Here is an 11,611-nt window from a genome sequence, read left to right as displayed (position 1 = left end):
TGACAACGCCGTTGGCCGTCGGGGGGGTGATCGCGTGCCGGTGTCCCCGTGGATGGCCGAGGATCTCGCCGACCGGGTGCGCTACCTGTACGCCGATGCCGAGCAGCGTCTGCTCGGCATCGTGGCGCGACAGCTCGCCGACGGATTGGAGGCCCCCGGCTGGGCGGTGCAGAAGCTCGCCGACGTTCAGCCGCTACGCCGTGCGGCGCAGGGGGTCGTCGACGCGCTCGGCACCGCCATGACGACCGAGATACACGACCTGGTCGCCGAAGCCTTCAACCGCGGTGCCCGAACCGGGCTGGCCGAGCTCGGCGCCCTGGCCGACGTCGACGCCGGCCGCATCGCCGAGTCGACGCCGGCCGGCCGCACCGTCGACCGGCTCGCCGCCGAGACGATCGAGCTCGTAACCGCCACCCATCGCGGCATCCTGCGCGGCGTCGAGGACGGATACCGACAGGTCGTCTCCGAGGTCGCCGCTACTCCCCTGCTCGGCATCGACACCCGCCGGCGGGCCGCCGCCCGCGCCATGGAGCGATTCGCCGACCGCGGGCTCAAAAGCTTTGTGGACCGGTCCGGCCGGACATGGCAGATGACGAGCTATGCCGAGATGGCCGTGCGGACCGCCGTCGGCCGCGCCGCGGTCGCCGGCCAAACCGACCGGCTGCAAGCCGTTGGCGTCGACCTGGTGATCGTCTCCAACGCTCCCCGTGAGTGCCCGCTGTGCCGCAAGTGGGAGGGCAAGTTGCTGACTCTGTCCGGCCCGGACGGGCGGCACGAGGTCGAGGTCGAGCACGCCACCGACGACGGCCGCATGCTGCGTGTGTGGGTCGCCGGCAGCGTCGAGGAAGCGCGCAAGGCTGGATTTCAGCACCCCAACTGTCGGCATTCGCTCAGTGCCTACACCCCAGGCGAGACGTCGATCGTGCCGCCGATGCGCTCGGACGGCACCGGCTACGAGGCCGGCCAGAGGCAGCGCGCCATCGAGCGCCAGATCCGCAAGTACAAGAACCGCGCCGCTGGCGCCATGACGCCCGAGGCCCGGCAGGTAGCCGAGCAGCGGGTGCGCGACTGGCAGGGCCGGATGCGCGAGCATCTCGCCGCCCACCCCGACCTGAAACGGCTCCGGTACCGGGAGCAGCCCGGGGCCGGCAACCTGCCCGAGCCCCGCCGGCCGGTGCCGCCGGATGCGGTCGAGGCCGCGAAGGTGCGGGCCGGCGACCACCGGACACCGGCCGAGATGAGCGACGAGCAGCTCGGCGCCGCCATGCGACACGGCACCCTCGACAAGCGCGACCGCGCCCGCATCGAGGCCGAAGCCACCCGGCGGGACGAGCAGGCGCTGCTCGACCGCATCCGGCCCGGCGGCCGGCTCGCCGAGAACCTCGTCGAGTTCGGCGACGACGAGCTCGCCCGCGCGCTGCCACTGCTCGACGACCGCGGGGTGCTCCGCATCGCGGCCGAGCTCGACCGGCGCTACATCGACGCCGCGCTGCCCGGCGCCCGCCGCGACCTGATCGCCATGTCCGAGCGACAGCTCGCCGAACGGGCCCGGCACGCGAGTGGCGACGAGCTCGCCCAGCTCGCCGCGGAAGCCGACCGCCGGCAGCTGCTCGCCGACGTGTTCCCCGGCGGCCGGCTGCGCGACGACCTGTCCCCGGTGGCCGACGACGTGCTCGGGTGGGCGATGCGCTACACCGACCCCGACGGGGCAGCGCGCATCGCCGACGAGCTCGACCGCCGATACCCCACCACGCCGCCCGCCCGGGCGGCCGGACACAGCGTCGAGGCGCAGCTCGCCAACCGGGCCACCCTCGACGCCGCGCTGCGCCCGGGCTCTCTGATGGATGACTGGTCGTGGCTCGACCAGGCGCCCGACGAACACCCGTGGGACCGGCTCCCAGCGGCCGAGCGTTGGCTCGCCGAACAGGAGTGGAGGGAGGCCGGCAACCGGCAGGCGTTCAGCCGCGAGCAGGTGCGGCAGATGTACGACGAGTTCGTGTATCAGCAGTGGCTCGACGCCGAGGAACACTGCCGCGGCTACCTGCTCACCAAAAAGGCGCAGCGCGACGGCGTCGACCCGCTCTCGCTGTTCTCGGGGCCCTCGCACGTCGCCTACGCCCGGGCCAGCGAGGAACTGAAAAGGTACTGGGCCGAGGTGAGTCCGCGGACCACGCTCGCCGAGTACACGGAGCAGCTCACCGGCGTGCGGTCGGCCGCCGCCGACACCGCGCGCAAGACCGGCGCCGACGTCCGCAATCGCTTCTGACACCAGGGGGTGAGCCATGGGCTTTCGAGTCGATGCCGTGCGTGCAGTGACCGCCGGCCGCGACGCCGCCCGGGCCGGCCAACCGGTCACCGTGTGCCCGCACCCACGCGAGTCCCTGCTGCGGCTGGCGTGGGTCCGCGGCTATGCCGCCGTCCGCTCCTTTGTCGACAGCGGCAGCGGCACGGTGCACAAGTGAGTCGCCGCCCTGCACTTGGCCGCCAACCTGCCAAGCATTCGCTACCTCTGTGCGGCGCGCTGACTCATTAGCTTCTGCTTTGCCTCGAATGGCGTCATTTCCGCATCCTCATTCAGCTCCCCGCCAATGCCACTCACCTTCTCGCGTTCGAGCCGATCCGGATTTTCGTAAATGTTCGTCAAGGTCGGCCGCAGGGAAGGGTAGGAGACAATTTGAGCGTCAACCACTCGATCGAGCAGCACAGCCCTGGTGGAGCTATTTCGATTTTCGATGTGCGCATTGAGGGCATGCGAAAGCTCGCTATATACGGAACGCTTATGATTCTGCCACTCACTGAACCGCGCGCTAGTGACATCAAAAGTCTGGGCCCCGGCAATTTGCCTAGCCTGCCTCATCGCAATCAGAGCACAGAGGACTGCAGAGACCAACGCAAGGCCCGCCGAAATAGCCGCGACAGCAATTGTCGCCTTATCCGAAGCGGCCATCCCCAACCCCTTCCCAAAGTGCCGAAAGTTAACACAGAACCCCACCCGACATTACATGCAAGCTCGATTCGTCTCACAACAACACGCCGGGCGGATCGACCACGACAGCTCGGCGCCTAAATTCAGGGGAACCGTTTATGAATTCATACGACCTGCCTATTCATCCATTCACGGGCCTGCAGGCGCTCGGCCGGCGGCGCGACGGCCGTCCCATCTGGCCCGTCCTGGGCGGCTCTGGTGAGGGCCCACACCCCGGCGACCCCACCCCAGCCACCCTGCCCACCGGCGACCCCGCCGCCCCGCCGGCGCAGCCCCCGACCGACCCGACCACCGCCCCGCCGGCCCCGGCCGGCCCGACCGCCGAGCAGCTCGCCGACGCGCAGCGCCAGGCCACCGAGGCGGCCGAGCAGCGCGACCAGCTGCAGGCCGCCCTCGACGCGATCAACAAGGCGATCAACCCGGACGCCGGCGCCACCGAGCCCGATCCGGCGCAGCTCGCCGCGCAGGTGGCCGACCGTGACCGGCAGCTCGCCGACCTGGGCGAGCAGCTGCGCGCCGCGCGGGTCGAGCTCGCCGCGCACAAGGCGGCCGAGAGCGCCGGCGCCCGACCCGACCGGCTGCTCAACTCCCGGGCGTTCGTCGCCGCGCTCGCGCAGCTCGATCCGGGCGACGCGCAGTTCGACACGGCGCTGCAGGCCGCGATCACGGCCGCTGTCGAGAGCGACCCCGAGCTCTACCGCGCCACCACCGCGCCGGTCCGGTCCGGCGGCGAGTTCCGCGGCGCGCCCACCACCCGCCCACAGCCGGCGTCGCTGCTCGAAGCGATCTCGGCCCGGCTCACCAAGTAAGGAGGCACCCGCCTTATGGCTATCACCCTGGCCGACGCGCGGCTCAACGCGCAGGACGACGTCGACATGCAGGTGATCGACGAGTTCCGAAAGTCCTCGTGGCTGCTCGACAACCTCACCTTCGACAACGTCGTGAACCCCGCTGGTGGCGGCGCGACCCTCACCTATGGATACACGCGGCTCGTGGCAGAGCGCGGCGCGCAGTTCCGCCCGATCGGCACCGAGTACCCCAAGCAGCAGGCCAAGCGGCAGCGGTACACGGTCGACCTGTCGCCGCTCGGCGGTAGCTTCGAGATCGACCGCACGCTCGCCAACCTGGGCCCCGCCGCTACGGCGGAAGTCGCGTTCCAGATGGACCAGACGATCAAGAGCGCGAACGCGTTCTTCTCCGACCAGGTGATCAACGGCAAGCGGATCGCGACCCCGGGCGCTGAGGCTGGTTTCGATGGCCTCGACCGCGCGCTCGCTGGAAGCTCCACCGAGATGGGCGCCGGCGCGTCCCTGGACTGGACCGGCGCGACGCTCGGCACCGATCAGGGCAAGATTCACGCCGCGCTCGACGTCCTCGACGAGTTCCTCGGGCTGCTCGACGGCACCCCGTCGGGCCTGCTCGGCAACAAGAAGACCATTGCCCGTGTGCGCAGTCTGGCGCGTCGGGCCGGCTACTACAGCCGCACCGAGAACGCGTTCGGGCAGACGGTCGAGAGCTACAACGGCGTCCCGTTCGTTGACCTGGGCGCGGTCGCCGGCAGCTCCAACCCCGTGATCCCGATCGAGAGTAGGGACGTTGACGGCGCCGGCCCTGGCGCCGCGATCACGGGCCTTACCGATCTGTACGCGGTCCGGCTGGGCCTCGACGGTTTCCACGGCGTGAGCACCACCGGCAACGCGATCGTGCGGCAGTGGCTGCCCGACTTCTCAACGAGTGGCGCGGTCAAGACTGGTGAGGTCGAGCTCGGCCCCGTCGCGGTCGCGCTCAAGGCGACCAAGGCCGCCGCGGTTCTGCGAAACATCAAGGTGCAGTGATGTACGCGATCACGTCCCCCGACGGGGACCACGACGAGACGATCGCCGGACTGCACTTCACCGCCGGCCGCGCCACCGCCGACGAGCTGTCCGCCGGCGCGCTGCTGTACTTCCGGCGCCACGGCTACACCGTCGAGCAGCTGGACGACGACCCCGGCGACCAGGACGAGCAGGACACCGGCACGGGGCCGGCGGGCGACAGCTCGCCGGCCCCTTCCGCGTCCAAGGGGCGCACCACCCGTGCCAAGTAGAGGGGGTGACCGTGGGCACCTACGCCACCCCGGAGCAGCTCGCCGCCTGGCTCGGCCGGCCGGCGCCGGCGGACGCCGAACGGCTGCTCGCCCGCGCGTCCGAGGACGTCGACGCCGTGCTGCTCACCGCCTGCTATCCGGTCGACTCCACCGGCGCCCCCACCGACCCCCTGCACGCGGCTGCGCTCGCCGACGCCGCGTGTGCGCAGGTCGAGTATCAGCTCGCCGCGGGTGAGGACGGCACCGGCGCGTCGGCCCGCTGGTCGAGCGTGAGCGCCGGCTCGATCAGCCTGTCGGCGAGCAGCCCCGGCCCGGCCGGCGGCGCCGTCGACTTGGCGCCGCGGGCCCGCCGCGCGCTGCAGCAGGCCGGACTCACCGGGCACGGGGTGCACCCGTGGTGAGGCGCGTACCGGGGTGGCTGCTGCGCCACCGGATCACCGTCGAGCCCTACCTCGGGGATTCGGCGTACGGGCCCGTCTACGGCCCGCCCGTGCCAGACGTGCCCGCGCTTGTCTCCGACACGGTGCGGCTCGTCCGGGCCCCGGACGGCCGGCAGGTCGTCAGCTCGGCGCAGGTCCTGCTCGACCCCGACAGCGTCGTGCCGGCCGGCTCCCGGATCACCCTGCCATCCGGCCGCATCACGACCCCCATCACCGTCGCCACCGTCGACGCCCCGGGCCTACCCGTCCCGGCCCATGTGGAGGTGAGTTGCGAATGAGCCCCCAACGCTCCCGCGTCACGTGGACCGGCGACGCCGTCCTGCGGGCCGAACGCGCCGGCGCCGCCCGGGGGCTGCTCGCCGCCGCCGAGCACGTGCTGCAACGGTCCCGCGAGCTCGTGCCCATCGAAGAGGGCACCCTCGAACGCTCCGGCGTCGCGTCCGTCGACGAGGAGCAGCTCACCGCCGCAGTGTCCTACGACACCCCGTATGCGGCCAGGGTGCATGAGGACATGAACGCCCGGCACGACGCCGGCCGCACGGCGAAGTACCTCGAACGCCCTCTCGTCGAAGAGGCCGGGACGGTCGAGCAGATCATCGCCGCGGCAGTACGGCGGGCGCTGCGTGGCTGACCTGCTCGACGGCATCGCCCGATACCTGCAGGCCGCCGGCCTGCTCACCTACGACCCCACCGGCACCACGGGCGACACGTTCATCGAGACCCTGCCGCCGGCGCCCGACCGAGCGGTGCAGCTCTCCCTGTACGGCGCCGGCGAACCCGACGCTGCTAACCCTTGGGACGAGCGCGCTCTGCAGGTCCGGGTGCGCGGCACCGCCGACCCCCGCATCTCCCGCGCCCGCGCAGAGGCGATCTACGCCGCGCTGCACGGGCTCGCCGGCATCGAGCTGCCAGGCGGCGCGTGGCTCGTGCTGTGCGTCGCGCAGCAGACCCCCTACCCGCTCGGCGTCGACACCACGGGCCGGCACGAGCACACCACGAACTACCGCCTCGACATCGAGGGACCCAACCGACCTACCTAGGAGGTGACTTGTGGCCACCACTGCCCGCCCCATCGACGCACGAGGCTGGATCTTCGAGGCGCAGGACATCACTGCTGCCACCGAGACGTGGCTGCGCATCGGCATGTTGACCTCGTTCACCCACAACCCCGGTGAGAACGAGGAGACCGAAGAGACGACCTCGTTCGACGATGAGGGCTACTACAACCAGGACGTCATGCAGCGCGGCGCGACGATCGAGCTTGAGAGCAAGTTCGCCGCCGACAAGACCGGCGTACAGGACCCCGGGCAGCACTACATCGACGCGGTGTGGGCGAACCGGCTCGGCGTCGACTCGCACAACCCCGTGCGCTGGCGCCACCGGACACAGACGACATGGGTTGTGTGGGATGCCACTGTGACCCCCGGCGAGCAGGGCGGCGGCGTCAACGAGAAGACGAGTTGGTCGGCGACCATCACCCGGTGCGGCAAGCCCACCACGGCAGCCGTGAGCGGGGGTGGCTCGTGAACCACCCCGACGAGCAGCTCGACCTCGACGAGCACGACCAGGTCGAGCGCGTCGACGTCGCGGACTTCGACGCGTTCTTCGCCGAGCAGACCCGCCAGGCCGGCGCCGTCCTGCGCCTGTACGGGCGCGAGTACCGCCTGCCCGACTCGCTGCCGATCATGTTCGCGCTGCAGATGGAACGGCTCCAGCACTCGGAGAACCCGGACGACGTCCGCACCATGCTGCGCACGCTGGTGGGCGAGGACGCCCTCGACTTCTGGGCCGAGCGCGGCATGACCGACCGGCAGCTCGGCATCGTGCTGATCTGGACCGCGGCCAACGTCCGCCGACCCGGCTCGCTGTCCATGGAACGCGCGGCCGAGCTGCACGACGAGCAGTCCGCGGCCAAGGCCGAGGGAAAAGCCCCGGCGCCGACCCCGAACCGGGCAGCTCGGCGCGGGAAGGGCAAGGGTCGGGCGGGCTCTGGTCGGCGGTCCTGACGCACTGGGCCGCGGTCGAGTCCGATCTCGCACGCACCTACCACCTGACCGCCGAGCAGATCGCGCAGCTGACCGAGCGTCGGTTCGTCGTGCTGCTCGGCGGACTCGACGAACACTCGCGGTTCCGGGAGCTATGGGCCCGCACGCCCCGAGTCGTCGACGACCCCGCGGACATCGCAGCGATAACCGGACTACCGGGCGCCGAGTAGACATCACCGGCTGCATCAGACCGAACACCACGCGGTCCCTGGTTTGAGTCATCCGGCGCAGGTTGCGCTCGGCGAGGGGGTGAGCAGCCGTGGCACTGACCGTGGGCGAGCTGCTCGCCGTGATCGACGTCGACGACTCCGGGGCCGAACAGGGCCTGCACCGCGTCGAGGCCGGCATCCGCCGTACCGCGCAGGTCGTCGAGGACGAGGCCCGGCGCGGCGGCCGGCAGGCCGGGCGCGAACTTGCCGAGGGAATCGCCGACGAGGCCGAGCACGGCGCCGACAAGGCCGGCGCCGGCATCGCCGACGCGCTCGGCAAGGTCAAGGGCGCGCTGATCGGTGGCGCGATCGGCGCCGCCGTCATGGCCGGCCTGCACGAGGCGATCGACCAGGACAAGCAGAACGACCTACTCGCCGCCAAGGTCGGCGCCTCACCCCAGCAGGCCGCCGAGCTCGGCAAGGCGGCCGGCGCCCTCTACTCCAAGGGCTACACGGACAGCGTCGAGGCCGCCAACGACGCGTTGAAGGGGCTTTGGCAGCAGGGACTCGTACCGGCCGATGCAACGTCCGAGCAGCTGACCAAGGTTGGCGGCCGGCTGCAGCAGGTCGCCGACATCATGGGCGAGGACGTCGGCCCGACCGCGAACGCTGTCGGCCAGATGCTCAAAACGGGAATGGCGAAGAATGCCGACGAGGCATTCGACATTCTCGTACGCGGCACGCAGCTCGGCGCCAACAAAGCCGAGGATCTACTCGACACGCTAAACGAATACCCGACCCAATTCCGGGATCTCGGCATCGATGGCAAGCAAGCCATGGGCCTTATCCAGCAGGGTTTGCAGGCCGGCGCGCGCGATGCGGATATCGTCGCCGACGCCTTCAAGGAACTCAACATCCGAGTTAAGGATGGGAGCGCCGCCGACGGACTCAAGTCGCTTGGACTGAATGCCGATGCGATGGCCGCAGCTTTCAACAAGGGCGGGCCGGCGGCGAACGCTGCGCTTGACCAGATCATGGATCGGCTGCGGCAGGTCAAAGACCCGACGGAACGCTCGAAGCTGTCTTTCGCACTTCTGGGAACTCAGGCCGAGGACCTATCGAAAGCTCTTTTCTCGATGGACCCGTCGGCCGCGGTCGCCGGTCTGGGCGCCGTCGACGGGGCAGCCGCGAAGGCCGGCGACACGATGCGCGACAACGCGAGCACCCGCCTTACCGAGTTCACTCGCGGACTGCAGCAGGGCCTCGTCGAGGTGCTCGGCTCCAAGGTTGTGCCCGCGCTGCTCGCCGCCGCGGATTGGGTCGGCACGCTCGGCAGCAAGATCGGCACGGCAACGGCGTTTGTGCGCGAGCACAGCACGGCGTTCTCAATCGCGGCCGGCGTCATCACGGCTGTCATGCTGCCGACCCTGGTATCGCTGGCGGTGCAGGCCGCGACCACGACCGCGACCACCGTCACGGGCTGGGCTGCTCAGTCGGCCGCCGCGGTCCGCTCTGGCGCTACCTTCCTCGCGACCAACGTCGGCATCTTGGCCGGTTGGGTGTCGCAGGGGGTCGCGGCCGGCGCCGCCGCGGTGCGAGTCGTCGCGTCGTGGGTCCTCATGGGCACACAGAGCCTGCTGCAGGCCGCCCGGATGGCTGCCGCCTGGGTGCTCGCTATGGGCCCGGTCGGCTGGATCATCGCCGCCGTGGTCGCCCTGGTCGCGCTCGTCGTGGCCAACTGGGACACGATCCGCAACGCGACGGCCGCAGCCTGGGATTGGATCTGGTCCAAGATTAAGGCCGTCGCCGGATTCCTCGTCGACATCTTCATGAATTTCACGCTCCCCGGACTCCTGATCAAACACTGGGATTCCATCAAGTCGGGAGCAGTGACCGCCTGGAATGCCGTCATCGATTTCGTAAAGGCGATCCCGCAGCAGCTCGTCAACTTCTTTCTCAACTGGACTTTGGTCGGCCTGATCATCAAGCACTGGGACTCGATCAAATCCGGAGTCGTCGATAAGGCAACGGGCCTGATCGACTATGTGCGTGGGCTTCCGGGCCGCATAGCGGACGGAATCGGAAACCTGGGCTCTCTCCTGCTCGACAAGGGGCGCGACGTCGTGCGCGGCCTGTGGGAGGGAATCAAGTCCATGGGCTCATGGCTGAAAGACACCCTGATGGGCTGGGCCAAGAATTTGATTCCCGGGCCGATCGCTAAGGCGCTCGGCATCCATTCGCCGTCGCGCGTCATGGCGCGCGATATCGGCCGCTGGATTCCCGCCGGCATCGTGAGCGGCATCGAGGGCGGGCAGCCCGCACTCGCCCGCACCATGCGCGATCTCGTCGACGTCCCCGACACCCCGGCACTGACGGCCGCGGTGCGCGTCGCCCCGGCGCCCGTGCCGGCCACCGCCGGCGCCTACGGGACCGCCGGCGCAGGGCAGTTCGGCCCGGCCGGGCCGCTGCTGCACATCGACAACTTCCACGCCGGCGGCATGTCACCGGACCAGACGGCCGCGGCACTCGGCTGGGAGCTCAAGCGAAGGGGGTGACCATGGCGGCCGGCGACCGCGTCACCCTCCCCGGGCACATCCAGTTCGGCGAGCAGCTGCTGCTCGGCCCGGGCACCGCCTACCGGTGGCGCTCGCTCACCGGGTGGGAAGACTCACCGCCGCTCGACTCCGGCACGGTCAACCGGCCGGCCGGGCACGGCGCTTACCCCGGTGAGCTCTGGGCGCAGCCTCGAACGATCACCGTCGAGGGCATCACCATCCGGGCACCCGTTTCTCAACTCGGCGAGACCGTACGGCGGTTCGGCGCGGGCACGTCGTCGATGGACGCCGAGCAGCCGCTCGTCGTCCACCTCGACGACCGCGGGCCGCTCGTGGTGTGGGCGCGGTGTCTGCGTCGAGCTGTCCCGGTCGGGAAGGGATACCGCACGGGGACGATCGCGGGTGCTGCGCTGTTGTTCGAAGCGTCCGACCCTCGCAGGTACTCGCTCGCCGAGCAGAGCGCCGAGAGTGGCCTGCCGCGGGATGAGGCCGGCCTCGACTGGCACGTGAACCCATCCGCCCCGGTGCAGGTGCTGCCACAGGCGCAGGCCACCGGACAGCCGCCGCTCACCGCATGGTGGGCACTGCAGGGGCTCACCCTGGGCACCGCGGCCGGCGCCGCCACGGCGACAGTGACCGCAGCGAGCAGCAACGACCCGGCACAGGTCGCGTGGGTCGGTCCGGCCGGCGGAAACACTGCCTTCCCCGTCCGGCCCGGCGACGCCGTGACCTTCCGGGCGCTGCAGCTACCGGCCGGCGCCACGGTCAATGTTGAGTGGGCGAACGCTGCCGGGGACTACCTGTCGACGTCGTACGGCCAGAGCAGCAGTCAGGTAGCAGCGACCGCCCCGGCCGGCTCCGCGTACGTTCGGCCGATCATGGAATGGGAGGCCATCCCGACGCCGGCGACAGTCCCGATTGGTGGCTCGACTCTGACCGTGCCGAGCCCGTACGGCGAGAGTCTGCTCGCGCTGGACTGGGGCACGGCCGGCTCGACCGGCACCCTTACCGCCGTCAACGCCGGAGACGCGCCGGCCCCCGCCGTCCTGGCCATCCGTGGGCCCGTAGTGAGCCCATCGGTTACCTGCGTGCGCACTGGTCGTACCTGGGCCTACGACATCGAGCTCGCCGTCGGCGACGAGCTGCTCGTCGACGCCGCGGCCGGCACGGTCACCCTGGCCGGCGCCTCCCGGATCTATACCGCGACGCCGCTCTCGGCGCCCGAGCAGCTGCTCGTCATCCCGCCAGGCGAGAGCTCGTTCGCGTTCCGCGGCGCTGCCGAGTCCGTACCCGATCCCGCCGCCCGCGCCGTCCTGCGCTGGCGACACGCCTACTGGTAGGAGGAGAGAA

The 11,611-nt window shown here is 70.6% G+C and carries 14 protein-coding genes; 13 read left to right on the top strand and 1 reads right to left on the bottom strand.

What is annotated here, in order from left to right; translation table 11 throughout:
• Nucleotides 1–52 precede the first annotated feature (52 nt).
• Nucleotides 53–2,266 carry a phage minor capsid protein gene (locus CRP52_RS16565; protein WP_097237100.1) on the top strand — a complete coding sequence of 738 codons (2,214 nt, stop codon included), beginning with the start codon at nt 53–55 and terminating at the stop codon, nt 2,264–2,266.
• A 37-nt stretch (nt 2,267–2,303) separates the two neighbouring features.
• On the top strand, nt 2,304–2,462 hold the full coding sequence (locus CRP52_RS16560) for an Rmf/CrpP fold protein (RefSeq protein ID WP_257032531.1): 159 nt from the start codon (nt 2,304–2,306) through the stop codon (nt 2,460–2,462).
• A gap of 41 nt (nt 2,463–2,503) precedes the next feature.
• Here CRP52_RS16560 and CRP52_RS37650 read toward each other — a convergent pair whose 3' ends face one another.
• On the bottom strand, nt 2,504–2,947 hold the full coding sequence (locus CRP52_RS37650) for a hypothetical protein (RefSeq protein ID WP_143685762.1): 444 nt from the start codon (nt 2,945–2,947) through the stop codon (nt 2,504–2,506).
• A 137-nt stretch (nt 2,948–3,084) separates the two neighbouring features.
• On the opposite strand from CRP52_RS37650, the gene CRP52_RS16555 reads away from it, so the two are divergent.
• The 11 genes from CRP52_RS16555 (at nt 3,085) to CRP52_RS16505 (ending at nt 11,601) form a co-directional block, all read left to right on the top strand.
• The gene (locus CRP52_RS16555) at nt 3,085–3,795 is read left to right on the top strand and encodes a hypothetical protein (protein ID WP_097237098.1); all 711 of its coding nucleotides are present in this window, start codon (nt 3,085–3,087) and stop codon (nt 3,793–3,795) included.
• A 15-nt stretch (nt 3,796–3,810) separates the two neighbouring features.
• On the top strand, nt 3,811–4,821 hold the full coding sequence (locus tag CRP52_RS16550) for a major capsid protein (protein WP_097237097.1): 1,011 nt from the start codon (nt 3,811–3,813) through the stop codon (nt 4,819–4,821).
• Nucleotides 4,821–5,072, top strand: a complete 252-nt coding sequence (locus tag CRP52_RS16545; protein WP_097237096.1) for a hypothetical protein — start codon at nt 4,821–4,823, stop codon at nt 5,070–5,072. The genes CRP52_RS16550 and CRP52_RS16545 overlap by 1 nt, the downstream gene beginning before the upstream one ends.
• Nucleotides 5,073–5,077: 5 nt before the next feature.
• Nucleotides 5,078–5,473: a hypothetical protein gene (locus tag CRP52_RS16540; protein WP_257032530.1), complete on the top strand. Its 396-nt coding sequence runs from the start codon at nt 5,078–5,080 to the stop codon at nt 5,471–5,473.
• Complete coding sequence (locus CRP52_RS16535; protein WP_257032529.1) at nt 5,467–5,790, top strand: hypothetical protein; 324 nt, start codon at nt 5,467–5,469, stop codon at nt 5,788–5,790. Before CRP52_RS16540 ends, CRP52_RS16535 begins: the two co-directional genes overlap by 7 nt.
• The gene (locus CRP52_RS16530; protein WP_097237095.1) at nt 5,787–6,143 is read left to right on the top strand and encodes a minor capsid protein; all 357 of its coding nucleotides are present in this window, start codon (nt 5,787–5,789) and stop codon (nt 6,141–6,143) included. Before CRP52_RS16535 ends, CRP52_RS16530 begins: the two co-directional genes overlap by 4 nt.
• Nucleotides 6,136–6,552 carry a minor capsid protein gene (locus CRP52_RS16525; protein WP_097237094.1) on the top strand — a complete coding sequence of 139 codons (417 nt, stop codon included), beginning with the start codon at nt 6,136–6,138 and terminating at the stop codon, nt 6,550–6,552. Before CRP52_RS16530 ends, CRP52_RS16525 begins: the two co-directional genes overlap by 8 nt.
• 10 nt (nt 6,553–6,562) lie before the next feature.
• Nucleotides 6,563–7,039 (top strand): phage tail tube protein, encoded by a 477-nt coding sequence (locus tag CRP52_RS16520; protein ID WP_097237093.1) that lies wholly within the window; start codon nt 6,563–6,565, stop codon nt 7,037–7,039.
• Nucleotides 7,036–7,518: a hypothetical protein gene (locus CRP52_RS16515; RefSeq protein ID WP_097237092.1), complete on the top strand. Its 483-nt coding sequence runs from the start codon at nt 7,036–7,038 to the stop codon at nt 7,516–7,518. Before CRP52_RS16520 ends, CRP52_RS16515 begins: the two co-directional genes overlap by 4 nt.
• A 298-nt stretch (nt 7,519–7,816) precedes the next feature.
• The gene (locus tag CRP52_RS38280; RefSeq protein WP_097237091.1) at nt 7,817–10,261 is read left to right on the top strand and encodes a phage tail tape measure protein; all 2,445 of its coding nucleotides are present in this window, start codon (nt 7,817–7,819) and stop codon (nt 10,259–10,261) included.
• A 2-nt stretch (nt 10,262–10,263) separates the two neighbouring features.
• Nucleotides 10,264–11,601: a hypothetical protein gene (locus CRP52_RS16505; protein ID WP_097237090.1), complete on the top strand. Its 1,338-nt coding sequence runs from the start codon at nt 10,264–10,266 to the stop codon at nt 11,599–11,601.
• Nucleotides 11,602–11,611 lie beyond the last annotated feature (10 nt).

Source organism: Streptomyces sp. 1331.2 (assembly GCF_900199205.1).
Lineage (GTDB): Bacteria > Actinomycetota > Actinomycetes > Streptomycetales > Streptomycetaceae > Kitasatospora.
The sequence above is the reverse complement of the archived record's forward strand: the minus strand, read 5'-3'. Positions and strand labels throughout refer to the sequence as shown.